The 24,552-nt window shown below is 45.1% G+C and carries 19 protein-coding genes; 9 read left to right on the plus strand and 10 right to left on the minus strand.

Annotated elements, in window-relative coordinates; all coding sequences use genetic code 11:
* Positions 1-104 precede the first annotated feature (104 nt).
* The 3 genes from QUA40_RS04085 (at position 105) to QUA40_RS04095 (ending at position 11,101) form a co-directional block, all read left to right on the plus strand.
* Positions 105-5,882 (plus strand): amino acid adenylation domain-containing protein, encoded by a 5,778-nt coding sequence (locus QUA40_RS04085; protein WP_333121986.1) that lies wholly within the window; start codon positions 105-107, stop codon positions 5,880-5,882.
* Positions 5,883-6,160: 278 nt separating this feature from the next.
* Positions 6,161-10,021 (plus strand): beta-ketoacyl synthase N-terminal-like domain-containing protein, encoded by a 3,861-nt coding sequence (locus QUA40_RS04090; protein WP_333121988.1) that lies wholly within the window; start codon positions 6,161-6,163, stop codon positions 10,019-10,021.
* Between the two features lie 45 nt (positions 10,022-10,066).
* Positions 10,067-11,101 (plus strand): methyltransferase, encoded by a 1,035-nt coding sequence (locus QUA40_RS04095; protein WP_333121990.1) that lies wholly within the window; start codon positions 10,067-10,069, stop codon positions 11,099-11,101.
* Between the two features lie 344 nt (positions 11,102-11,445).
* Here the strand turns inward: QUA40_RS04095 and QUA40_RS04100 are convergent, their stop codons facing one another.
* The 8 genes from QUA40_RS04100 to QUA40_RS04135 form a co-directional block, all read right to left on the minus strand.
* Positions 11,446-12,039: a CPBP family intramembrane glutamic endopeptidase gene (locus QUA40_RS04100; protein WP_333121991.1), complete on the minus strand. Its 594-nt coding sequence runs from the start codon at positions 12,037-12,039 to the stop codon at positions 11,446-11,448.
* Positions 12,040-12,085: 46 nt separating this feature from the next.
* Positions 12,086-13,261 carry a DUF3326 domain-containing protein gene (locus tag QUA40_RS04105; RefSeq protein WP_333121993.1) on the minus strand — a complete coding sequence of 392 codons (1,176 nt, stop codon included), beginning with the start codon at positions 13,259-13,261 and terminating at the stop codon, positions 12,086-12,088.
* Positions 13,258-13,449, minus strand: coding sequence for a hypothetical protein (locus QUA40_RS04110; RefSeq protein ID WP_333121995.1), 192 nt, complete (start codon positions 13,447-13,449; stop codon positions 13,258-13,260). Before QUA40_RS04110 ends, QUA40_RS04105 begins: the two co-directional genes overlap by 4 nt.
* Positions 13,450-13,506: 57 nt before the next feature.
* The gene (locus QUA40_RS04115) at positions 13,507-13,824 is read right to left on the minus strand and encodes a 2Fe-2S iron-sulfur cluster-binding protein (RefSeq protein WP_333121996.1); all 318 of its coding nucleotides are present in this window, start codon (positions 13,822-13,824) and stop codon (positions 13,507-13,509) included.
* Between the two features lie 262 nt (positions 13,825-14,086).
* The gene (locus tag QUA40_RS04120; RefSeq protein ID WP_333121998.1) at positions 14,087-14,632 is read right to left on the minus strand and encodes a Uma2 family endonuclease; all 546 of its coding nucleotides are present in this window, start codon (positions 14,630-14,632) and stop codon (positions 14,087-14,089) included.
* 112 nt (positions 14,633-14,744) lie between these two features.
* The gene (locus tag QUA40_RS04125) at positions 14,745-15,926 is read right to left on the minus strand and encodes a GTPase (protein ID WP_333122000.1); all 1,182 of its coding nucleotides are present in this window, start codon (positions 15,924-15,926) and stop codon (positions 14,745-14,747) included.
* 203 nt (positions 15,927-16,129) lie between these two features.
* On the minus strand, positions 16,130-16,669 hold the full coding sequence (locus QUA40_RS04130; RefSeq protein ID WP_333122002.1) for a Uma2 family endonuclease: 540 nt from the start codon (positions 16,667-16,669) through the stop codon (positions 16,130-16,132).
* A 194-nt stretch (positions 16,670-16,863) separates the two neighbouring features.
* A complete protein-coding gene (locus QUA40_RS04135; RefSeq protein ID WP_333122003.1) occupies positions 16,864-17,505 on the minus strand; it encodes a PD-(D/E)XK nuclease family protein in 642 nt (213 codons plus the stop codon).
* A gap of 236 nt (positions 17,506-17,741) precedes the next feature.
* Here QUA40_RS04135 and QUA40_RS04140 point away from each other — a divergent pair, with 236 nt between their 5' ends.
* Together QUA40_RS04140 and QUA40_RS04145 are read left to right on the plus strand one after the other, a co-directional pair.
* Positions 17,742-18,689, plus strand: coding sequence for a hypothetical protein (locus tag QUA40_RS04140; RefSeq protein WP_333122005.1), 948 nt, complete (start codon positions 17,742-17,744; stop codon positions 18,687-18,689).
* Between the two features lie 47 nt (positions 18,690-18,736).
* Complete coding sequence (locus QUA40_RS04145) at positions 18,737-22,204, plus strand: tetratricopeptide repeat protein (RefSeq protein ID WP_333122006.1); 3,468 nt, start codon at positions 18,737-18,739, stop codon at positions 22,202-22,204.
* A gap of 133 nt (positions 22,205-22,337) precedes the next feature.
* Here the strand turns inward: QUA40_RS04145 and QUA40_RS04150 are convergent, their stop codons facing one another.
* Positions 22,338-22,781, minus strand: a complete 444-nt coding sequence (locus tag QUA40_RS04150; RefSeq protein ID WP_333122007.1) for a hypothetical protein — start codon at positions 22,779-22,781, stop codon at positions 22,338-22,340.
* Between the two features lie 144 nt (positions 22,782-22,925).
* Between QUA40_RS04150 and QUA40_RS04155 the strand changes: the two genes are divergently transcribed.
* Positions 22,926-23,138: a helix-turn-helix domain-containing protein gene (locus QUA40_RS04155; RefSeq protein ID WP_194009260.1), complete on the plus strand. Its 213-nt coding sequence runs from the start codon at positions 22,926-22,928 to the stop codon at positions 23,136-23,138.
* A 57-nt stretch (positions 23,139-23,195) separates the two neighbouring features.
* A complete protein-coding gene (locus QUA40_RS04160; RefSeq protein ID WP_333122008.1) occupies positions 23,196-23,408 on the plus strand; it encodes a helix-turn-helix transcriptional regulator in 213 nt (70 codons plus the stop codon).
* Between the two features lie 35 nt (positions 23,409-23,443).
* Here the strand turns inward: QUA40_RS04160 and QUA40_RS04165 are convergent, their stop codons facing one another.
* Positions 23,444-23,812: a hypothetical protein gene (locus tag QUA40_RS04165; RefSeq protein ID WP_333122009.1), complete on the minus strand. Its 369-nt coding sequence runs from the start codon at positions 23,810-23,812 to the stop codon at positions 23,444-23,446.
* A 108-nt stretch (positions 23,813-23,920) separates the two neighbouring features.
* Between QUA40_RS04165 and QUA40_RS04170 the strand changes: the two genes are divergently transcribed.
* Positions 23,921-24,157, plus strand: coding sequence for a DUF4160 domain-containing protein (locus tag QUA40_RS04170; RefSeq protein WP_333122010.1), 237 nt, complete (start codon positions 23,921-23,923; stop codon positions 24,155-24,157).
* Complete coding sequence (locus QUA40_RS04175; protein ID WP_333122012.1) at positions 24,138-24,446, plus strand: DUF2442 domain-containing protein; 309 nt, start codon at positions 24,138-24,140, stop codon at positions 24,444-24,446. The genes QUA40_RS04170 and QUA40_RS04175 overlap by 20 nt, the downstream gene beginning before the upstream one ends.
* The last annotated feature ends 106 nt before the right edge of the window (positions 24,447-24,552 follow it).

A 24,552-nucleotide genomic window follows, 5' to 3' on the forward strand; every position in this document is an offset into this window, starting at 1 on the left:
ATTTAAGCCTGTTGGTTATGGTCTGCTATTGACTCCGCAAGTCGGATGGGAACGGAGCAAAAAACTCAAAAAAACTCAGTATTCCCTATCTAAGGAAGAATAAAATGCTAGGTAATTTTCAAGATACTTGCATTCACCAGCTATTTGAGTTCCAAGTAGATCGATCGCCTGAAGCTATTGCGGTAATCTTTGAAGGGAAGCAGCTAACTTATCAGGAGTTAAACTCCCAAGCTAACCAGTTGGCGCATTATCTGAAGACTCTCGGTGTCGGGCCAGAGGTACTGGTTGCAGCCTGCGTGGAGCGCTCCTTAGAGATGGTGGTAGGTCTGCTGGGTATTCTCAAAGCCGGCGGAGCTTATGTGCCACTAGATCCACATTATCCAGTAAACAGGCTGGCATTCATGTTGGAACATTCGCAGACGCCTGTTTTGCTGACACAACAGCATTTAGTCGAGTCTCTTCCCGAACACCAAGGGCGTGTCATCTGTTTGGATGGGAATTCAGAAATATTAGATAGCTTCACAGAAGAAAACCTAGACAGCGGGGTGACACCGGATAATCTAGCTTATGTGATTTACACATCCGGTTCTACTGGTCAACCAAAGGGAGTCGCGATCGAGCATGGCGGTGCAGTTAACACACTCCTCGATATTAACAACCGCTTTGAAGTAGGCAGTAGCGATCGCGTCTTAGCTCTATCCTCGCTCAGTTTCGACCTATCTGTATATGACATTTTCGGCTTGCTGGCTGCTGGAGGAACGGTTGTTATCCCCCAACCGTCAGCATCGCCCGATCCCGCTCACTGGGTCGATCTAATCGCGCAAACACAAGTCACCATCTGGAACTCCGCACCCGCCTTGATGCAGATGCTTGTGGATTATGCCGCTAGTCATAACAAAGATTTACCCTCATCTCTGCGATTAGTTCTTCTCAGCGGTGATTGGATACCGCTGACTTTGCCAGCTCAAATCAAAGCTTTAGTCGAGAGTGAATTGAATCAACCCCTCCCCAACCCTCCCTTTAGTAAGGGGAGGGGGCCCGATAGGGCAGGTGGGGTTTTGTACTCAAACCAATCTGAAACCCCTGCGGTCATTGGCTTAGGAGGTGCAACCGAGGCTTCTATCTGGTCGATTTTATATCCCATCGAAACTGTTGACCCAGCATGGAAAAGCATCCCTTACGGTCGGTCAATGACCAACCAACAGTTTTACGTGCTCAACGAAGCGATGGAGCAGTGTCAAGAGGGAGAAGTCGGGGAGCTTTATATTGGAGGAATCGGTTTAGCTAGATGTTATTGGCGAGATGAGGAAAAGACGAACAAGCGCTTCATCACTCATCCTCATACAGGCGATCGCCTTTACTGTACAGGCGATTTGGGTCGCTATCTGCCGGAGGGCAACATCGAATTTCAAGGTCGCATCGACCACCAAGTGAAAATTCGCGGCTTCCGCATCGAACTCGGCGAGATCGAAGCAGTGCTAGGACAACACCCCGACGTGCAGGTAGCAGTAGTCGCAGCACAAGAGGATGTACCTGGACAGAAGCGCTTGGTAGCTTATGTGGTTTCCAAAGTCACCGCCGAACGCACACCCTTCAAAAGCGAGTGTTTAGCCGAATTTGACGGCGATCGCACTTTTAAACTACAAATAGAAGACATATCAGTAGGTGGCATCGGCGTAGTCGGAGTTCCTGATAATTGGTCAAGAGGTAAACACATCCGCCTGCGCGTCGTACTACCCGGAGATACCGAAGAGCGATATTTTGAGGGAACTGTCGCTTGGTGTCAGGGAAATCAGGGGGGAATTGATTTATCTCTGACACCCACTGAAGAAGCTGTGATTCAGCAGAGTATAGACCATCTTTTAGAAACCCAAGGCTTCTTAAAATTTTTGCAACGCACCGTCGCAGCCAAGTTGCGTAACTTCCTGAAAGATAAGTTGCCCGAATACATGGTGCCTTCCAGCTTTATATTCCTAAAAAGCTTGCCGCTAACGCCGAACGGCAAAATAGACCGCCAGAAGCTATTAGCACCGGCCATTAAAAAAATTCCCGAAGTACGACAAGATTATGTAGCACCTCAAACTCCTGTCGAAGAAGTAGTAGCAGGCATCTGGGCGGAAGTTTTGGGACTAGAGCGAGTTGGTATCCGCGACAACTTCTTGGAATTAGGAGGTCACTCTCTGCTAGTCACGCAGATTGCAACTCGAATGCGAGACACTTTTCAAGTGGAATTACCGTTGCGTACCCTGTTTGAGTCTGCTACAGTCGCCGACCTTGCTCACAATCTGGAAATTGCCAGTCAAAAAGCTCCCATACCCCAGGCTCCGCCGATTCAAGCAATTTCGCGCGATCGGGACTTGCCTTTGTCCTTCAGCCAGCAACAACTGTGGTTTTTATGTCAACTCGCTCCCGATACACCTTTCTATAACGAACCGATTACCATTCGCCTGCCTGGTTCCGTTAATATTTTCGCACTAGAGCGTAGCATCAGCGAAATCATCAAGCGTCACGAAATTTTGCGAACCACCTTTGCTGTGGTAGATGGGCAACCAGTGATGGTGATTCAAGATGCTTTTAATTTTGCTTTGCCAGTGGTGAATCTTGAGGAATTACCAGAGACAGAACGGGAGACTGAAGCCTTGCGGCTGGGTACTTTGGAAGCGCAACAGCCTTTTGACCTTACCGAAGGGCCGCTGCTGCGGGGTACTCTTATGCAGTTGGGCGAGACAGATTATAGGTTGTTCCTGACGATACACCACATCGTTATTGATGCTGTTTCTCTATACAGCTTGTTTCTGAAGGAATTGGGGACTCTTTACACCACCTTTTCTTTGGGATTGCCATCGCCCCTCCCAAAACTGTCGATCCAGTTTGCGGACTTTGCCTACTGGCAACGGCAATGGCTACAGGGAGAAGTGCTGGAAAATCAACTGAGATACTGGAAACAGCAACTCGCTGATTTGCCAACACTGCAACTGCCCACAGACCGATCGCGATCGCTAGTGCAAACCTTCCGGGGTGCGAGGCAATGTCTAGAACTACCTCTGAGCCTAACCGAGATGCTTAAGGATCTGAGTCGTAGAGAAGGTGTCACCCTGTTTATGACTTTGATGGCAGCATTCCAAACCTTGCTCTACCGCTATACGGGGCAGACTGACATTGCGGTGGGCACTGCCGCCAACATCCGCAATCGCCAAGAACTAGAGGGAATGATTGGTTACTTCCTCAACACCTTGGTACTGCGTACCGATCTTTCTGGCAATCCTAGTTTTGAGGAACTGCTGATGAGGGTGCGGGAGGTAACATTAGGGGCTTATGCTCACCAAGAAATGCCCTTCCCGAAGCTCGTAGAAGAACTGCAACCGGAGCGTAATCTGAGCTATAACCCTTTGTTTCAAGTCGCATTTGTCCTTGAACCCCCGCTTGCCGAAATGGATTCGGGCTGGGCGATTAGTCAGCTAGATGTCGATACCAGTACGGCGAAGTTCGATCTTTACCTGGAGCTTGATGAGAGACCATCGGGCATCATTGGTCGCCTTGAGTACAATACTGACTTATTTGATGCTGCGACTATTCGTAGAATGTTGGGAAATTTTCAGACTTTACTCGAAGGCCTAGTCGCTAACCCAGAGCAGAAAATTGGCGAGTTGCCTATTTTAACTGAGTGGGAACGGCAGCAATTAGCGGCGTGGAATGATACCGTAACTGATTATCCTAAAGATGTTTGCATACATCAGTTGTTTGAAGAACAGGTAGAGCGATCGCCCGATGCTATTGCATTAGTCTTTGAAGATGAGCAACTTACCTATCAAGACCTCAATCAACGAGCGAATCAATTAGCCCATCACCTTCGGAATTTAGGTGTGGGGCCAGAGGTATTGGTGGGTATCTGTGTAGAGCGTTCCTTGGAAATGGTAGTGGGACTGCTGGGCATTCTCAAAGCTGGCGGGGCTTATGTACCGCTAGACCCGGCTTATCCCCCAGAGCGCTTGGTCTTCATGCTAGAAGATGCCGAAGTAGCAGTGCTGCTGACTCAGGCGCGGTTAGTTGAATCTCTTCCCCAACATCAAGCGCGTATCGTTTGTCTGGACACAGACTGGGAAATCATAGAGCGACAGAGTGAGGAAAATCCTGGATACAGCGTAACCTCTAAGAACCTGGCTTATGTGATTTACACTTCCGGATCTACAGGCAGACCAAAGGGCGTACTGGTAGCGCACCGAGGACTATGCAACCTCGCCAAAGCACAGATTAAGATATTCAACGTGCAACCGAACAGTCGTGTCCTCCAGTTCGCCTCTTTGAGCTTCGATGCCTCGATCTGGGAGGTTATCATGGCCTTGCTGGCGAGAGCGACGCTAGTAATGGGAACGCGGGACTCCCTGCTGGCAGGGGCACCTCTGATTCAGCTATTGCGCGACTTTGCGATCGCCACTGTGACGTTACCACCGTCAGTGCTGGCGGTACTCCCCGCTGACGAACTACCCGCATTACGAACAATTATCGTCGCCGGAGAAGACTCTTCCCCCGACCTTGTGGCTAAGTGGGCACCAGGTCGTCGCTTCTTTAATGCTTATGGGCCGACTGAATCGACAGTTTGTGCCACAGTCGCCGAATGTACTGATAGCACCAAGTCTCCTCCCATCGGTCGGCCTATTGCCAACACCCAGGTCTATATTCTGGATATTCAAAAACAACTTGTTCCTATTGGCGTACCCGGAGAACTATACATTGGTGGTGATGGTTTAGCACGGGGCTACCTCAACCGACCCGAACTAACTAGCGATCGCTTTATCCCCAACCCCTTTAGCAACGAATCGGGTTCTCGCCTCTATAAAACTGGGGACTTAGCCCGCTATCTACCTGACGGCAATATCGAATTTCTAGGCCGCATTGACCACCAAGTGAAAATTCGTGGCTTCCGCATCGAGTTAGGAGAAATTGAGGCCGTATTGAGCCAACACCCAGATATTCAGGAGTCTCTAGTTATCAACCGCGACGATTCCTCCGGCAACCAGCGCCTAGTAGCTTATATTACTTCCAACCTCAGACCAGAACGAGTGCCTTATCAAAGCGAGTGTCTGGCAGAATTTAATGGAACTTCTACGGTGAAACTTCGCACAGAAGATATTTCGATCCGTGGTGTCTGCGTAGTAGGAATACCAGATAATTATCAGCCCGGTAAACCTCTCCGTCTGTACCTGCGTATACCTGGTTGTAGTGAGGAGCAATGGTTAGAGGGTAGGATCGTTTGGCGACAAGGCCCGCAATGTGGGATTCAGTTCGCCCTCACCCAGAGTCAGCAGATTCTAGTTCAACAAAGCATAGACTATCTTCTGGAAACTCAGGGCTTCTTGAAAGTTTTGCAACGCACAACAGTCGGCAGCTTACGCGACTTTCTGAAGCAAAAGTTACCGGACTATATGATACCCTCCAACTTTGTGTTTGTGAATCATTTGCCACTCACACCCAATGGTAAAATAGACCGTAAGGCACTGCCAGCTCCCGATGTTATTAACCCACATTTAGAAACAACTTATCTCGCACCCCAAACTGAGATTGAACAAGCTATTGCCACAGTTTGGCAACAGATATTACAATTAGAAAAGGTAGGTGTAGATGATAATTTCTTCGATTTAGGTGGTCATTCGTTACTGATGGCTCAGGCTCATAGCCAACTGCGAGAAGTGGTGGATAGAGAAGTTTCAATGATTGAAATGTTTAAATATCCAACCATCAGCTCTTTGGCGAAATATTTAAGTGATGAGTCAGAGGAAAAATCCTCTGTTGGACAAAGTCGCGATCGGGTTAAAAAACAAAAAGAGGCAATGAATCGGCAGAAGCAAAAACAATCGCTAAAGGGAAAGAATAAAAATGGATAAATCTGAAAGTTCCGACTCTATGAGGTACGTTGTTGCGCTTCAGCGCTCTTTGATGGCGGGGACCCAACAACATACCGCTTCAAACTCTGCGCTTGTGTTCTCAAAGAGGGCTAAAGCCCAACTACGTACGTCCCAAATTCTGCGCTGGCATCGCAAGCTACACTTGTTGCGCTTGTGTTCTCAAAGAGGGCTAAGACCCAACTACGTACCTTCCAAATTCTGCGCTGGCGATCGCTACAGAAAATAGTCCGAAGTATTGTTACAACCAAGGAATAAAAATGGATAACTCTGAAACTTCCGAGTCTATAGAAGGTATCGCTATCATCGGCATGGCAGGTCGCTTTCCTGGTGCGACAAATGTTGATGAGTTTTGGGAAAACCTATGCGATGGTGTGGAATCTATTTCTTTCTTCTCTGAACAAGAACTAAAAGCTTTAGGTATTGACGAGTCAGTGGTGCGTGACCCGCGCTATGTAAAAGCAAAAGCTGTACTAGACGATATTGAGTTGTTTGATGCTCCATTCTTTGGGTTTAATCCTAGAGAAGCTGAAATCACAGATCCACAACACCGCTTTTTCTTGGAGTCGGCTTGGGAGGCTTTAGAAAATGCTGGCTACAACTCGGAAACTTACGAAGGTTCGATTGGGGTTTATGCAGGTGCAGGGAGTTTCAATACTTATTTCTTGAATAACCTTTATCCGAACCGTCAGCTCAGAGAATCCCTGGGCGATTACCAGTTGGCGATCGCGAATGAGAAAGATTTTCTATCCACTCGCGTTTCTTATAAATTAAACTTGAAGGGACCGAGTATTACTGTCCAAACAGCCTGTTCTACTTCATTGGTTGCTATCAGCATGGCTTGCCAAAGCTTGCTAAATTACCAGTGTGATATGGCTTTAGCTGGTGGCGTTTCTATAGGAGTTAACCAAAAGACAGGATATTTTTATAAAGAGGGAATGATTCTTTCACCAGACGGTCACTGTAGAGCCTTTGATGCGAAAGCACAGGGAACTGTTAGCGGTAGCGGTGTGGGAATTGTGGTTTTGAAGAGATTAGACGAGGCGATCGCAGACGGAGATTATATTCATGCAGTAATCAAAGGCTGTGCTATTAATAATGATGGTGCTTTCAAAATTGGCTACACAGCTCCCAGTATAGATGGTCAGGCGCAGGCGATCGCAGATGCTCTGGCGATCGCAGAAATTCCCCCAGAAACCGTCACTTATATAGAAGCTCACGGAACCGGAACACCCCTCGGCGATCCCATCGAAATCGCTGCACTGACGCAAGCTTTCTCCCTCGAAACTAAGAAAAAAGGCTTTTGTGCGATCGGTTCGGCAAAAACCAATATCGGACATTTGGATACTGCCGCTGGTGTCACTGGCTTAATCAAAACTGTCCAGGCTCTCAAACACCAATTAATACCACCTAGCTTGCATTTTGAACAAGCCAATCCCAAGATAGATTTTGCCAACAGTCCCTTTTACGTTAATACTAAACTTTCCGAATGGAAAGTAGGTAAAACGCCGCGCCGTGCTGGAGTTAGTTCTTTTGGAATCGGTGGAACTAATGCTCATGTGGTGCTAGAAGAAGCACCTAGTGTAGAAAAATCTGGACAATCCCGACCATCACAACTGTTGGTTTTATCTGCAAAAACTAGCTCTGCACTTGATTGTGCAACGGTAAATTTGAGCAACTATTTAAAGCAGCATCCCGATGAAAATCTTGCTGATGTTGCTTATACGCTTCAAGTTGGTAGAAGAGCTTTCAGCCATAGACGCATAGTAGTTTGTAATGACATTGAAGAGGGCGCCATCGCTCTCGACAATCTCGATACCAAACGAGTTTTTACCAACTTACAAGAGTCCAAAAATCGACCTATCGTGTTTATGTTTTCAGGACAGGGTTCGCAGTACATCAATATGAGCTTGGAACTCTACCAAGTTGAAACAACATTTCGCGAACAGATCGATATCTGTTCGGAAATTCTTAAACCTCACTTGGGAATTGATCTGCGCCACGTACTTTATCCAAATGAAACACAAGCAGAAGCAGCTACAAACCAACTAAAGCAAACTGCTATTACACAACCAGCACTATTTGCGATCGAGTACGCTTTAGCTAAATTGTGGATGTCTTGGGGAGTTCATCCCAAAGCGATGATTGGTCATAGCATTGGTGAATACGTAGCAGCTTGTTTGGCTGGTGTTTTCTCCTTAGAAGATGGCTTATCCTTGGTAGCTGCACGAGGTCAATTAATGCAACAACTGCCGAGTGGTTCCATGCTTGCAGTTCCACTCCCAGAACAGCAAGTCCAAGCATTTTTGGGCAATAAACTCGATTTAGCGGTGATTAACGGAGCATCTATGAGCGTGGTTTCAGGTGCTACTGAGACCGTAGATGAATTGGCACAAAAACTACTCGATCAAGGTGTAGAGTGTCGCCGATTGCACACTTCTCATGCCTTCCATTCACAGATGATGGAGCCAATTTTAGAACCCTTCACCGAAAAGGTAAAAAAAGTTAAGCTGAAAGCGCCTAAAATTCCATATTTCTCTAACGTTACTGGTAATTGGATTACAGCAACGGAGGCGACAAATCCGAGTTATTATGCTCAACATTTGCGACAAACAGTACGCTTTGCAGAAGGCTTACAAAAGCTATTAAAAGATCCAAATCAAATATTGCTAGAAGTGGGGCCCGGACGGACGTTGAACACGCTAGCAAAACAGCATCCTAATAAGGGGGCCCAGCAGATTGTACTTTCTTCATTGCGCCATCCACAAGACCAAAATTCAGATGTAGCTTTCTTACTTACTACATTGAGTAAACTCTGGTTAGGAGGAGTACAAATAGATTGGTCTAAATTTTATGCTCAGGAGCAGCGTTATCGTCTCCCATTGCCAACATATCCGTTTGAGCGCCAACGTTACTGGATTGAAGCACCAGGAATCGAGCAACCGATTAAAATTGCATCTTTACCAGATGAAAATTCCCAACCCGTAGATTCAACACCACACCACTCTAGACCGGATTTACACAATACCTATATTCCTCCTAGAGATGAAATTGAGCAAACTATTGCTAGTATCTGGCAAGAATTTCTAGGTATCGAGCAAGTAGGAATTAATGATGATTTTTTTGATTTAGGCGGGGACTCATTATTAGCAGTTCAACTGATAACTAAATTAAACGAAACACTGAAAACATCCTTGTCTCCCCATAGCCTCTTGCAATCATCGAGTATTGCTGCTTTGGCTGCATTAATTAAAGACAATGCCGACTTATCGGATAATTCTAACCAGCCACTACAGCCAGCTTCTGAATCTTTGTTAGTAGAAATTCAGCGCGGTAGTTTTAAGCAACCTTTGTTCTTAGTCCATCCGGTAGGGGGTCACGTTTATATTTATCGGGATTTAGCACGTTATCTAGGTTCAGAGCAGCCTATTTTTGGAATACAAGCGCACGTCTCAGATGGGGAAACTGAGTCTTTTACTAAAGTTGAGGAAATGGCTGCTCGCTATATTGAAGCAGTGCGACTTCAACAATCTGAAGGCCCCTATTTTTTGGGTGGTTCTTCCTTTGGAGGCACTGTTGCTTTTGAGATGGCACAGCAACTCAATGCCCAAGGTGAAAAGATAGCGCTGCTAACTTTAATAGATACTCCTGGGCCCGGTCAAATGCCTGTTTTAGAAACGGAAGATGAGACAGCAATTTTGCTATATTTACTAGGCGTTGGTTTCAATCTGTCTCTTTCTATGGATGTCCTTCAAAAACTTGATCCAGATGAGCAACTTCTCTACTTTTTGGAGCAGGTAAAGATCGCTAATAGGGTAGTGCCTCCAGATTTTGGTTTACCTCAGATTCGCCAGTTTCTTCATCTTTTTAAAGTACACGCCCAAGCGATGCTAAATTACATCCCTCAAACTTATGGAGGTCGAATTATATTTTTCCGTGCTACAGAACAAAATGAAGTTAATGCCAAAAATCCAGAATTACCTTGGATTGAGGTTGCTCCGGCAGGGGTAGAAGTTCGAGGAGTGCCGGGAAATCATATTACTATGAATTATCCCCCTCATGTTCAGGTTATGGCTGAACAACTTAGAGTATACCTTGATGAGGCAAGGCAGCTAATTTAGATTTGGTCTTTGGTTTTTAAATAGATAACTTTCAAAGGAGGTGCTATGGCTTTATATACAGAAAATGCCCAACCCGAAGGCGAAAACTCATCGTCATTGCTACTAGAAATGATGTATGGTTTTAAAATATCCCAAGCTCTTTTTGTCGCGGCAAAATTAGAAATTGCAGATATTCTGAAAGATGGTTCTAAGACTGCTGATGAACTTGCGAAAGCTGCTGGTGTAAATTCTCAGGGTATTTATCACCTGATGCGTATGCTAGTAAGCGTTGGTGTATTTTCTCTAGAAGATAATGACAAGTTTCAATTAAATTCTCTGGGAAAACATCTCCTAATGGGTACTTCTGATTCTTTACGAGGTACGGTTTTGGCAATGGGTGATGAACTATATCAGGGATGGGGGAATTTACTCTACGGTATAAAGACTGGAGAAACTCCATTTGAACATACTTTTAAAACTAATTTTTATAGCTATTTAAAGCAGAATTCTGATGCGGCAGTAAATTTTAATGAGTGGATGAAGGAGACAACAAGGGAGTGGCTGCTTCCGGTGCTTGAAGCTTATGATTTTTCAGACGTTAAGACACTTGTGGATGTTGGAGGGGGAATTGGAACCCTAACGGCTGTGATTCTGAATGCGAATCCCAAGCTACAAGCGATTTTGTTCGATCGCGAAGATGTTGTGGTTGATGCGAATCCGGTTTTGGAAGTGGCTGGAGTTGCAGATAGGTGTCAAATAGTTGGAGGCAGCTTTTTTGAGGCAGTTCCCCGTAGTGGCGATCTTTACTTACTCTCTCGTGTCCTCCTCAATTGGGACGATGGTCATGCTATTACAATTCTTAAAAATTGCTATCAAGCTATGACAGCTAAAGATCGGCTGATGATTGTTGATTTTATGTTGCCTGAAGGCAAAATGTCGCCATTTATTGGTATGGGTAGCCTAACTTTGTTTATTCTCGGGGGTACTTTCATGCGGACAAAGGATGAGTTTTATAATTTACTTTCCTCCGCAGGGTTTAAAGTGACTAATATGATAGAAACGAAAGGGCCAGTAAGTGTGATCGAGGCAAAACCTGCTTGACTTTACTAATCTAAAAACACCGGAATTATTCTGGTGTATGATTACTATTGCTCAATTAATCTCAATTTTATTATAGCAATTATGAAAAGTTGTCCAACAATCACAAACGTAGGTTAGGTTGCACTTCGTTCCACCTAACCTCAGGACTGTAGGAATATTTTTCATAATTGCTATTATCGGGATTTGAACAAATTTAAAGTCCAAACAAAGCCTAAACTTGCTATTTGTCAGGCAAATACGTCACCATTATGTTGCAGCCAAGCGAAAAAACGATCGTACTTTGACTGTGCGATCGCATTCCTAGCGATTGAAATCGCCCGCTTGATGGTCGATATCCATCTATCCTACCGCTTCACCAGATTGTGTTCCCACTTCCAAACACAGCTAGAAATCAAATTCGTACAGATATGAGCCGTAATTGGCACTAACAAATTCCCAGTAGCTAAAACGCTGTAACCCAACAGCAATCCGACAGCCGTTGCCCAAACAGCATAAGGCCACTGATCCATGCCTCCCAAGTGCAGAATGCCGAAACAAAAACTCGATAAAACTAAACCGGTAACATTCAATCCCAAAGCCGACAGCATCACGCCTCGAAATAGCAATTCTTCGCTAAGTCCCGGCAGCAGTCCCAGCCAAATTAAATCAGGCCAAAACAAAGGTTTGAGCACTACTTCCAAGTAAACATCAGCACTCCGGCGATAACCCGGCCAGAGGTGATAAACGATCGCACTGCCACCTGTAATTGCCAGTCCGATCGCACATCCTTTGAGCAAGTCGATTCCTATCAATTTGACTGGCAAAAGCGATACCGATCCAAATAGCAACCACAATTTAGCTACCGCCAGCAACATAATTGCTGTCACGCCCATTGCTACTAAAACTTGGGTGCGCGTCAAGGGTTCAATTTCAGGGTTTTCGGGAATTTTTTCTGCCACTTAATCACTTTTAGATTTGAGGTTTGAGATTTTAGATTTGTTTAGTTTAGTTAGACAAACAACGCAGGGAGGAGATGTCTGCACCCAAGGAAGCTGGACTGATGCCGGCCCGCAAAGCGACCAAAACTCCGATCGCCTCTAAATATGAGTTTACCTGCAAAGCTTTAATTCCGAGTTTTTCTGGAGTCGCCTGCATCTGGGTTTTGTTGTCGCCGACAGCGATGATTTGTACGGACGATCGCCCACTCAAACTCAGAATAGCACTGCCGCCGCAGGCTGTGGCGGGTATCACCACCGCATCGACTCGATCGGCCCACAAATCCTGGGACTCGAAATCTCGCCTGTTTGCATAGAATTTCTCTCTTGTGGGGTGGGCATCTTGCCCGCCCAATACCTGCGCGCGGGCAAGATGCCCGCCCAATACCTGCGACACGCAAGATGCCTGTCCCACAGTAGGAGTGACAAATTGGGGAGCTTTGCTGAGGCCGGCAAGCACGCAAGGTAGGAAAGTATACCCGATTTCCTCAGCAGCAGATCGCGGGGACAGGTGCGGATCGAGGGGAAGTGTAGACAGCGCCGGGGCGTGGGCGCAGGGGATTTTAAACGTCCTGACGATGAGGTGGCTGATCACAGCTTCCGCGCCAGCGAGAGGGTCAACTCCTTTGCCGCGGCGGTAGTTTTCGAGGGCGAGGCTGCCTTCATCGTCGGGAAATCTGGCCACAACTGCGATCGCCTCTACTCTTGCTTGTTCGATTAATTTTTCTGCAGCGCGCAATAAACTGTCTGGATTGCCGATCGTCCCCCAGGATGCCCCTGATTCAGAAATACGCAATTCTACTTGCAGAGAGCGATCGGTTAAAACACAATCAGTTATATTCAAACCCAATGTAGCTCTCGCTGCATCAGCCGCTTGCAAGTGGCGCAACTGCAAGTCTGGTTCAATGCCGGCATCGAGGATTAAGCCGATGCGATTTTGATGTACCGGTTGCAGGCCCCAGCATCCGGCAGCAAATTTGTCAAGGGCGTAACCTTCAACGTAGAGAGCGTTAGGTATCGGCCAATAAAGTTGAGCGCCGTTGAGGACGTTGGGGTGAGTGATCAGGGTGTCTGAAATTTGGGCGATCGCCCTAGCCACGGGCAGCGCATCTCCTGCAAACCCACCAATCGAGGCTCCAACGCCTGTGGGGACTATCAAAACCACTGTTAAAGGGCGCCAGTTCACACTGTTGCGGGGGATGCTTCCACGAGCACGTAGCCTTCTACCACAGCCTTTTGCCGATCGACATCCACGTCTGTGACTGCCCACCGCAGGGGTTCCCCGTGCTTTTGCAGTTCAATTTTAATAGCCGAGTGCAATTCTTCGGCGGTATCGTGGAGGTCAACTTCTGCGGAAATGAAATGGGTGGTCATAGGGCGATCCATAGTGGTTTTACCGCTAACGGTACTTAGGTCAATTTTAGCTTAGTCCTAGGATTTACCGAATTGGCGATCGTACACAATGTCTTCTTTTTCGGTTTCTATCTTCAAGTTCGATCGGGGAAAAGAAACGCACAGTAACACATAACCTTCGGCCTGAAGTTCGGGACTGACGCCCATGCAATCAACTTGCTTAACTTGACCCTCAATAACTTTAGCAGCGCAAGTAGTACAAACCCCCGAATTGCAAGAGTTCGGCAAATCAATCCCAGCGGCGATCGCAGTTTGCAAAATTGGTTTATCTTCCGGCACTTCTACGGTATAGGTGCTGCCTTGGTGAAGTAATTCAACGGTGTAAGTTTGAGACATATTTCGATTATTGGTTTTAATTCCTGATCGGAATTTACGCTAGATTTGCAAACAAAGCAATGAGTATTTTACCGCTGTTGGTGATTTTGTGCAAATTTACAACTGCTGTTTTTATTGATAATTTTTTTTATTAATTGGCTGGGGCGAGCGATGGCGGGACGCCCCGCAAGCTACGGCATTTTGTCAACGACTTTTTCACAAATTATCACGAGGAGCGCGGGCGAACTCTGCCAAAAAGCACTTATGTAACTAATGTTTGCCTTCAAGCCAACAACTCATCAACCGCAACACTAAAACCCACCAACACTAGCTGAGTGCTGATTATAGAACCCAAGTTAAAACTTAACTTTTGAGTTTGAGTCACAATCATTATCCAGCGACTTTCGGGAAAAACAATCCAAACTTCCAGACAACCAGAATCTAAATACTCTTGTGCTTTCAAAAATATATCTTCCGCAATATCAGTAGGAGAAACTATTTCAGCAATTAAGGGCGGACTTTGAGGCAAAGTAGGAACATCGCCATATTCAGCAACAAGTTCAGCAGTCAGATAAGCTACATCAGGGCGGCGCACTCGCCTGTCAGTACGACAAGGAACTTCTGTATAGACTTCGCCATCTTGTCCGCTAGATATCTTGTAACTTCTCCAAGAATAATCTAGTCTAGATTGGATTCGACTGTGTTTTACTGTCATGCCATTTTTCTCCAAGATTTGCCCGTCCACCCATTCCATATCATCGGCGGGACAGGCTATAAAGTCTTCTAGAGAAACATTTTCTGATAAAACGGGTGTCATCACCATAGCCATCTACTCCCTTTTGCAGAATTAACTGATATTGTAGTGTTTTTTGCGATCGGTGCAGTGACTGGACTTGCGGAAAACATCTATATCCTATTAATTCCTCCTTACCCATTCCTATCTACTCAATATCAATTTGATTGGGAGGCTTAGGTTGATTCTGTTTGTCATCGTTCAAAGTTTTACGCCCAGAACTAGCATAATCCTTGTACAATTCCACAAACATCTTTGTCAACTGCTGCAAAGAAAGTTGTTCCCCATTAACTTGAGCTTTCATATAAGCTTTAAGCACTTCAATGTAAGCCAAACCGAGGGCAAGCGTGAGAGTTGCTGCCGTTGCACCGGAGATTGCACCGCCGACAACAGTTCCCGCACCAGGAATCATTTTAATCAAATTAGTAACAATACTTCTGCCAACAGCAGTAACCCCGCCTGTGCCGCTAATAGCAGACAGCATCGCCGAAATAAAACCCTTATCAAAGGGCATTCCAAAAATCACAGTAATATTAGCAATCATTGCCGTTTGCATCGCCATCAAAATCGGCGCATCAGCAAACGGTACAGGAGTCGCACCGACAATTGCAGAACCTGCAACATAAGCACTTAGATACTTAAATGCCATATCGGATTTGAGCGCAATATTTGCAATTTGTTCTTTAACAAAAGCTTTTTTAGCTACTTCCGGCAACAGTTGAAAAGTTGCATCTACCAACTTATCTAAACCGTGAGATTTTACTGTATAATCCTCATCTATTTCTTCCGGTTCAGCCATGACGGGGATGATTTGACTGACGGGCAAATTCATGTGTTCCAGTTGCTTGAAAAACTCACCCGGCTTTTTAGATGTCGTCTGAGTCAGCACTAAAAGAACTGGTACATCTTTGACTTCCATTTCTTTTAGCCAGCTTTCCTCGACAGATTCTATTCTATTGGCGCTGTGATTGATGCAGTACCAGATGACGTGAATGTGTTCTTTGGGGTGCAGGAGTCTTTGGTCTTCAATCAGCTTAGCAACGTTTAATTGAATAACTTTAATTTGTTCGGCGTTGAGTTCGAGTCCGGGAGTATCGTAGACTGTAATTGGGCAATTCGGTTTGGTATATTGGCGAATGCCTTGATTGATGGGGCGGCCGACTCCGGTTTCTGCTAAACGCTGGCGAAAAACGGAATTTATTAGGGTACTTTTGCCGACGCCGGTTTTGCCGATGACTAAAACATTGCACTGTCCCACTTGGTTTTCTGCGTCTTTGAAGGCGTAGTAACTTCTATTTAATAGCTCGTCTAGGGAAAAGTCGTCTGACATGGCGGTTTGCTCCGATAATGGTGGGATATTAAATCTGGATTAAACACCACCGAATAGAATTCCGAGGCTCTACAAACGAAGTCCGCCTTCGCGGACTGGGGTAGTCTTAAGAATATTGTAGCAATTTGATTTAAGAACTGGTACAACGGGTAGAGGAGAGTTTTGTGTGGCGTGCTGCTACATGAAAGGTTATAAACTTTAGTTTAAGCTAGCAATCGATCGACATCGATGCTAAAACCTATGAGGATTTGTTGGGTGCTGGCGGTATCGCCGGCTCTAAATGTCAATATTTGATTTTGAGTCATCACAAATACTAAATGACTTTCTGGAAAAACTAGCCAGACTTCCTGACAGCTAGATTCTAAATATTCCTGTGCTTTGAGAAAGACATCTTCAGCGATATCGGTGGGTGAAACTATTTCGGCAACTAAAGGGAAACTTTGGGGTAAAGTGGCAAGGTTGCCAAATTGTGCAACTAATTCGGGTGTGAGATAAGCGACATCGGGGCGGCGAATTTGTCGGTTGGTGCGGCAAGGAACCTCGACATAAGCCTCTCCACCTTGTCCGCTAGAATTTTTGTAATTTTTCCAAGCTTCCCCCAGGCTTAACTGAATTTTCCCCGTCTTGATTGTCATGCCATTTTTCTCCACCTGTTTGCCGTCCACCCATTCCATGTTGTCGGGCGGAGCGGCGATGAACTCTTCTAGAGCTAAATTGTCTGATATTATGGTAGCAGTGACCATAGTTATTTCCTCGCTTTTACAAAATTCACTTGTTACTATTATGAGCGATCGCCCTTGCCGATCGCACTTTGACCCACACTGCTGAAATTATACTGTAACGCCGTCTGGCCGAGCAACGTAGGTTGACTTGCTTCTAATAGCGACAGCTTTTAACCTGTCGGTTGTCGGCATTACGGGTATTTCCGGCGATCGACTTATGCAAATAAATCAGTTTCTCGGCTCATTTTTACAGAACAGCAGGCAGAGGGAACCTTACAATAGCGACATTCCCAATCGCTAGGTTTTGGGTTGGGAGGTTGAGAAGTACAAAGCATCGCAATTAACTGCTGCAAACGCTGTCTAAATTGCTCATTAACATACCACTTGGGAATATCTAAAATCCCATCTCCATAAACTAAGCGACCGTGGGGAATGTGACCTTTAAACAGATTTTTGGTTTCCGGGGCAAAGGGCAACATTGACATATAGAGAAGCACTTGCATTTTATGTGAATCTTTGCGCTTGCCTGTTTTGATATCTTCGACAACAGCCCAATCATCTTTGATAGCAATGATATCAGGTCTGCCGGCAACGCAGATATCAAAGGTTTGACCTTTATATTTGAAGGAATTTTGATTTTCAACATAGACAGTGAAGCCTTCAGTTTGCAGTTGTACTGCTCGTTGAATCAGCTTTTCTTCATGTTCTGAGGGGTCATAGGTGCTCGGTTGTTTTTCAAATTGATAGTGAGTTCGTTGCCATAATGCGTGTAGGCAATCTTTTTCGGTTGCTAAGACTTCGGCAATCCCAGTTACAGTGGCGTAGGGATTGAATCTTTTTTGCGCTTGTGTTGGCATATTTTTTAGAGGTATGTTTGGGATGTCTTTACCATGACACCCACTCCCAAATAATGTCTAGTTAATTTCAGATTATGGTTGGTGACAATAAATGATAATTTGGAGTTATTAAATAATTGCAAATAATGTCAAATTATGGCAAATTATTTTAAATAATGACTTGGCGCTAAGCAGTTGCCAGCTAGATACAAGCTTGCTAAGATAAGCTCATAAGGCTGAGTTATAGCAGTGGATGTATGAATCTTAAGCAAAATTTTCAAAACCAAATAGCTGAATCGCTGTTCGGTGCAAATGTGAGTGAGGAGAGGGTTTGTTTCCTTAAGCGATTTGCCCCGAAAAATCACCCGGATAAGAGAGAAAGCACTCATAAAGAAATTGCTAAATTAATGAAAAACGATTTAGCAGTTTATTGCGAAGAGAAAATCAATCAAACCATTCGGAAAGTGATTGAGGTAGTTCATAAAGCCTACGGAGAAGAGATGAAAGCGGATGGCGTGAATATTGAGGCGTTGTTAAATCTTAAAGCAGGGGGGACACTTAAAGGAAAAGAAGATCAAGAGAGTCACAAAAAATTTAGTCCTTGGAAAGAGGCTTATAAGTGGCTGTGGAATCATAAATACCTGCGGTGGGTTGATATTAATGGTTGGGAGATTTTAAAGAAGCAAGCTAAAACTGCTCCCGATTGGATACAGTTTTTAACTGAGCAAGAAATGGCATCAGTGGGAGTTGGTACTAGAGCACTTAAGCCGCTCTCGCCTCGGTCTTATGCACGAAAAATTGACCCCACAATTCCCATTAATCAGCCGTTGTCGATGAGGGTAGATTTGGCATATCCTAACTATCAAATGCTTTTGTTCTATCGCAGTGCTGAGATGAAATATATACTCTGTCCATCTTTGGGATATGCACCTAATGGTGTGAATCAACCACCGATGACGCTGCCTCAAGAGGGTTCTGTGGCAGATGATAATAAAGAAAGGTTTACTTTTGAAGAACTAGGAAAGGAAGAATTTTTAGCAATTGCAGTGGAGAAGCCTTTCAATTTAGATTGGTTGATTCCCCGTGAAGAGGAAGCTTTACCGGAATGGAATGCTGAACGGCTTAAAGAGTTATTTGAACAATTGGAAAGAGATAGCAATTGGCAAGTTTTTTATCAAAGTTTTGAGGTGGTGGAAACTGCGTAATGGGAGTGGGAAATCCTAAAAAAAATAACAGAGAAGAGAGGAAAAAAATGTACGAAAAGCGCATAACCGCCTATTTGCAACTCATCCAAAAACTGCGCGAAGCTTCTAATCGGGAAAAATTGAAAATATTAAACTCATACTCCGGGTTACTCGATCCCGGACTTTTGGAAACGATAATCGCAGTCGCCAAACAATTTGATGATGAGGGCAACCAAAATGAGGCTAACTTTTTAACTAACATTGCCTTAGAATTGGGTAAGTTTCTCGCTAAGGATCATCAGCCAACGGCAATCAGAAAACAGACAGCCGATATTTTATTGAGTTGGGGAAGGATTCAATATTATATTAGCCAGTTTATTGTCGCTTTTCAGTGCTGGCAACAGTGCCTTATCATTTATCAAGCGATTCAAGACCATGAAGGGGAAGCTAATTCTCTGGGACGTTTAGGCTTGGCTTACGATTCTTTGGGAGCATATGAACAAGCGATCTATTTCCACCAAAAGCATTTAGATATTAGGCGGGAAATTAAAGACCGCCCAGGAGAAGCGATTTCTCTGGGAAATTTAGGCAATGCTTACCACTCTTTGGGACAATATGAACGAGCAATAGATTTCCAAGAACAGTCTTTAGCCATTAAACGGGAAATCGAAGACCGCTCAGGGGAAGCGGCATCTCTGGGAAATTTAGGCAACGCTTACCACTCTCTGGGACAATATGAAAAAGCGATCGATTTCCACAAACAGTCTTTAGTCATTAAAGAGGAAATCAAAGACCCCCTTGGTAAAGCGAATTCTCTGGGAAATTTAGGCAATGCTTACGACTCTCTGGGACAATACGAAAAAGCGATCGATTTCCACGAAAAGCATTTAGGTATTAGTCGGGAAATCAAAGACCGCAGAGGGGAAGCAAATTCTCTGGGAAATTTAGGCAATGCTTACAACGCTCTGGGAAAATATGAACGATCAATAGATTTCCACAAACAGTCTTTAGCTATTAAACGGGCAATCAAAGATCGCAGAGGGGAAGCAAATTCTCTGGGAAATTTAGGTAATGCTTACCACTTTCTGGGAGAATATGAACGAGCAATAGATTTCCTAGAACAATCTTTAGTTATTAAACTGGAAATTAAAGACCGCTCAGGGGAAGCAACTTCTCTGGGAAATTTAGGTAATGCTTACCATTTTCTGGGAAAATATGAACGAGCGATCGGGTTCTACGAACAGTCTTTAGCCATTAGTCGGGAAATCAAAGACCGTCAAGGGGAAGCTAATTCTCTGGGAAATTTAGGCAGTGCTTACCTTTCTCTGGGACAATTTGAACGAGCGATCAGGTTCTACGAACAGTCTTTAGCTATTAGTCGGGAAATCAAAGACCGTCAAGGGGAAGCGGCTTCTTTGGGAAATTTAGGCAGTGCCTACCTTTCTCTCGGACAATTTGAACGAGCAATTAATTTCTACAAAAAGTGTTTAGCCATTAGTCGGGAAATCAAAGACCGCTTTGGGGAAGCAAGTTCTCTGGGGAATTTAGGCAGTGCTTACCACTCTTTGGGAGAATATGAACAAGGGATGGCTTTCCACGAAGAGTATTTAGCTATTAGTCGGGAAATCAAAAACCGCCTTGGAGAAGCAACCTCTCTCAATAACATCGCCAATGCTTACCGGAAATTGCAGCAAACAGAGAAAGCCATTAAAAACTATCAAGACAGCCTCAAAATTGCTACTCCCAAAACCATACCTCCCCTGTGTTTCACAGCAGGTCAAAACCTCGGTAACATTGCTTTGATAAAAGGCGACTGGCAACTCGCATTAGAAGGATACGAACCCGCCTTGCAAGCAGTCGAACTACTCCGCAAAGCTTCAACTACCGACGATCGGCGCCAAAAAATCATTGCAGAAGCCTTTTCAGTTTACGCCAACGCCATCCAATGCTACATCAACCTCAAAAAATACGATCGAGCCGTCGAAACCGCTGATCGTTCCCGATCGCGCCACCTCGCCGACTTATTCGCCAGCAAAGACCTCTACCCCCAAGGCGAAATTCCCCCCGAAGTCGAAGCATACTATCGCCTGCAACAACAAAGCGATCGTTTGCGTTCTTCTGACAATGACGGAATGAAAGAACTGGCTACCAATCGCCAGCAAACCCCCAAGGGCGAGGCCATCATCGAAAAGATTAAAGAATTAGATGATGAAAAACAGAAAGCTTGGCTAAAAATTCGCAGCATAGACCAAGTTTTGGCAGCTCAATTGCAACCAGCCCCCCTCAGTTTCGACCAGATGCAAGCCTTAATTCCCGATGCCGAAACCGCCATCCTCAATTTTTACACCACTGCTGAGCATACCCACATTTTCATCTTGCGCCAAAGTCAACCAACCCAACTCCACACCTGCGAAGGTCAAGGACTTGAAACCTTGCAAAATTGGCTATTCAACAAGTGGTTAAAGCCTTATGTCGAAAACCAAACCGCATGGCGAAATCAAATGGGTGAAGTTCTCCACGAACTCGCTAACCGCCTGCAAATTAATCAACTTATTCCCCAACATCTCAACGGCATTCAAGAACTGATTATCATCCCTCACCTGTACCTGCATCAAATCCCGTTTGCTGCCTTACCATTAAACGAGCTTCCCATTCCCCACAGCAATGCCTCAGACAGAACACGCGGCTTAAAACCTCTCAGCAAACCCACCATCACCCCTGCCAAAACCCCACCCCAAAAACAACCCGAATACCTCAGCGATAAATTTCGCCTCCGCATCGTTCCCAGTTCCCAAATTCTCAACTTTTGTCACCAGCGAGGCAACCTCAAACCTGCCACAATGGGAATCGTGGAAAATGCCACAGGCGACCTCGTTTTCACTGGCTACGAGTGCGAAACCCTGGCAACCATGCACCAAATTGATAAAAATTCCCGCCTCCAATATCAGCAAGCGACGATCGGCAACTATCAAAATTTACTCAACCAAGTGCAAGTCCTTCATTCCAGCCATCACGCCAGTGCCGATCTGAATAATTCCCTAGAATCCAAACTGCATTTATTTGATGGCGATATCAACCTCGGTCGTGTTTTTACCTGGAGATTTTCCGACTTAGCCGAAGTGTTCCTCTCCTGCTGCGAAACTAATTTAACCTTTACCCAAGTTACCGACGATCCGCTCTCCATTGCTAGCGGTTTCCTCTGTGCGGGTGCGCGAAATGTGGTCAGTACCTTGTGGGCTGTAGATGATTTAGCAACCGCTTTATTTTGCATTTTATACTATCAGGAAAAGCAGCACAATAGCCGATCGCAAGCGCTAAGAAAAGCACAATTGAAGCTACGAAGCTTGACAGGTGATGAGTTATCTGCTAAATATAAACGGCAGTTAGAGGATTATTTTGAGCAGCAACAAAAAGGAGAACAGCAAGCAGAAATTGTCAAAAATGTGCGATTGCGTTTAGATTTGCTTGGCCGCCAAGAATTGCCGTTTGTTAGTCCCCATTATTGGGCGGGGTTTGTATCGCAGGGTTTGGCGTAGGAGAAACAACAGCATTTACATTTCTGGACAGATCAAAACCACAGAAACCGGGTTTTTTACCGTATCTGCAGGCTGCATGGCATCTTCTGGGCAAAAAACCCGGTTTCTAACCACCCCTGCGTCTAGGACTAATTTAGAAATGTTCCAGTAGAGATTTCTCTTGTGCGTAAACCTTTCGCAGCGACTCCAGGGCGATCGCCCCCAACATCAATTTAATCACCCCCACCATTTCCCCCCACTCCAACAATTCAGAAACAGAAACAGCTTTCTGAAATCTATCCGCATAAAAATCCACCCAAAAATCCGGCGCGTGTCTCTCTTTCTGACTCGCTATCCGGCGCTTCCAGTAACCAAAATCTAAACCAGAGGGCGATTCCACTCCCAAAACAGGCGGAAAGTCGGCATAACTGACAAACCGACTCATGCCTTTGGCGTGCACGTACAGGATATGCGCCCAGCACTCGAAGCGATATATTTGTTCTATCTTGATTTTCAGCAGCCGCCCGATCGCCTCTTTCGTCACAAACCGGCTCAATCTGTGTCTGAGGGTTGATTTTCGCGAAAATTTTGTTAACATGATGTTAACCAAATCCTTTGTAAAGAGTACAAACTTTTGTAAAGGGATTGAATTTGGATAGGCGATCGCTTTTTAGTTTTCCAGACCTGGGGGCGATCGCTTTTTACGATATTTTTATTAAAAACTAAATCTAGTTTTTTGTCAATGGGTTTAATTAGATTGCGGGTTAAAGAATTTGCTGCTGAGAAAGGCTGGACGATCAAAGAGGTTTCAGAGCGATCGGGAGTCATTTACAGCACACTCAGCACCTATTCACGTTCTCCGGGAATGGCAATGGTTGATTTTACTTGTCTGCTGAAGTTGGCACGTACTTTTGACGTGATGGTGGAAGATTTGGTTGAGGTGGTAAAAGAGTAGTCGATCGCTTTTTACAGTACAATCGGATGACTTATATCAATCACATCTCAAGAGCTTATGGGCTTAATTAGATTGCGGGTTCGAGAATTTGCTGCCGAGAAAGGCTGGACGATCAAAGAGGTGTCAGAGCGATCGGGCGTCGTCTACAGTACGCTGAGAACCTATGCCCGATCGCCCGGATTAGCAACAGTTGACGTGACGGCCTTGCACAAGTTGGCGAAGACTTTTGATTTGTCGATCGAAGATTTGTATGAGATTGTGCAGGAATAGTCGATCGCTTTTACGAACTAATTATCCACTCAATATTATTCGACAGTTGCTAGCATCTGATTGACAGACTCACCCCGTTGTAGCGCTTCCCAATCAGATGTAACCGGTTGGTAAGAACAGTAACACACCACAATTCGCTCCTCAGTATCGGAAGCAGAAAACTGCTGAACGCGAGTAACTACCCAATCTCCATCTTTCCCGTGGGTGACTCCATTACCGGGGTCAGAGAGATTTTCATAATCGCGGGTTTTGTCCCCTACTTGAGGAATTTCTGGGTTTTCTTCCCAAGTCCAATTTTCCCAAAGTATATTAGTTAGACCGCCCCTCGGCATAAGCTGACGTTCTTCCCAACCCGGAGCACTGATGCTTTCGGTTTTGTAGACAATCCAGATTTTTTTAGTCATTTTTTTAAAGACGATCGCACAATCGCGTTCAATAGTTCGACTATATCAGAGATGAAAGCTCGTGCATCGGTTAAAATAGAGAAGTCAGTTTGTGATTAATGAGTCTGAATGCCTACGTTACTCCGAGTCGGCCCATACCGTTTCTTCTGCTATGCGGGCGATCGGGATGAACCACCGCACGTTCACGTTGAGCGCGATCGAGAAGAAGCTAAGTTTTGGCTTAGTCCAGTTCGCCTTCAAAATAATAAAGGCTTCAATCGTACAGAAATCAATGGTATTCAGAAACTTGTTGAAGAACATCAAGAGCAGTTATTAGCGGGTTGGAATGACTTCTTTAATGGTTGAGTTGCTAGAAATCCCCCAAGCACAAAACGTAGTTGTTACAGACGACACGCTAACAGTCGATCTATCCGATGGTCGTACTATTTCTGTTCCTTTAGCTTGGTATCCTCGGCTATTGCATAGCACACCAAACGATCGCAATAATTGGCGATTTATTGGTGAGAATGAGGGAATGCACTGGCCAGATATTGACGAAGACATTAGCATCAAAAATATCATTCTCGGTAAACCATCTGGAGAAAGTCAGAAGTCATTTCAGCGGTGGTTAGACGAACGCGGGCAGATAGTCTAATAACAAATCTGGCTTAAACATAAACACCTTTCTTAGGAATGAGAATTAAATAACTTCCACAAGTTTGTGGGATGGGCGTCCCGCCCGTCCAAAAAGGACGGGCGGG

The sequence above is a fragment of the Microcoleus sp. Pol11C3 genome, from assembly GCF_036701485.1.
Lineage (GTDB): Bacteria > Cyanobacteriota > Cyanobacteriia > Cyanobacteriales > Microcoleaceae > Microcoleus.

Bases quoted from the DNA above. Each gene is read 5' to 3' on its own strand.
- QUA40_RS04140 (WP_333122005.1), top strand. From the start codon at position 17,742: ATGAATCTTAAGCAAAATTTTCAAAACCAAATAGCTGAATCGCTGTTC.
- QUA40_RS04165 (WP_333122009.1), bottom strand. From the start codon at position 23,812: ATGACTAAAAAAATCTGGATTGTCTACAAAACCGAAAGCATCAGTGCT.
- QUA40_RS04155 (WP_194009260.1), top strand. From the start codon at position 22,926: ATGGGTTTAATTAGATTGCGGGTTAAAGAATTTGCTGCTGAGAAAGGC.
- QUA40_RS04090 (WP_333121988.1), top strand. From the start codon at position 6,161: ATGGATAACTCTGAAACTTCCGAGTCTATAGAAGGTATCGCTATCATC.
- QUA40_RS04145 (WP_333122006.1), top strand. From the start codon at position 18,737: ATGTACGAAAAGCGCATAACCGCCTATTTGCAACTCATCCAAAAACTG.
- QUA40_RS04125 (WP_333122000.1), bottom strand. From the start codon at position 15,926: ATGTCAGACGACTTTTCCCTAGACGAGCTATTAAATAGAAGTTACTAC.
- QUA40_RS04170 (WP_333122010.1), top strand. From the start codon at position 23,921: ATGCCTACGTTACTCCGAGTCGGCCCATACCGTTTCTTCTGCTATGCG.
- QUA40_RS04120 (WP_333121998.1), bottom strand. From the start codon at position 14,632: ATGGCTATGGTGATGACACCCGTTTTATCAGAAAATGTTTCTCTAGAA.
- QUA40_RS04095 (WP_333121990.1), top strand. From the start codon at position 10,067: ATGGCTTTATATACAGAAAATGCCCAACCCGAAGGCGAAAACTCATCG.
- QUA40_RS04110 (WP_333121995.1), bottom strand. From the start codon at position 13,449: ATGACCACCCATTTCATTTCCGCAGAAGTTGACCTCCACGATACCGCC.
- QUA40_RS04130 (WP_333122002.1), bottom strand. From the start codon at position 16,669: ATGGTCACTGCTACCATAATATCAGACAATTTAGCTCTAGAAGAGTTC.
- QUA40_RS04175 (WP_333122012.1), top strand. From the start codon at position 24,138: ATGACTTCTTTAATGGTTGAGTTGCTAGAAATCCCCCAAGCACAAAAC.
- QUA40_RS04135 (WP_333122003.1), bottom strand. From the start codon at position 17,505: ATGCCAACACAAGCGCAAAAAAGATTCAATCCCTACGCCACTGTAACT.
- QUA40_RS04160 (WP_333122008.1), top strand. From the start codon at position 23,196: ATGGGCTTAATTAGATTGCGGGTTCGAGAATTTGCTGCCGAGAAAGGC.
- QUA40_RS04115 (WP_333121996.1), bottom strand. From the start codon at position 13,824: ATGTCTCAAACTTACACCGTTGAATTACTTCACCAAGGCAGCACCTAT.
- QUA40_RS04150 (WP_333122007.1), bottom strand. From the start codon at position 22,781: ATGTTAACAAAATTTTCGCGAAAATCAACCCTCAGACACAGATTGAGC.
- QUA40_RS04085 (WP_333121986.1), top strand. From the start codon at position 105: ATGCTAGGTAATTTTCAAGATACTTGCATTCACCAGCTATTTGAGTTC.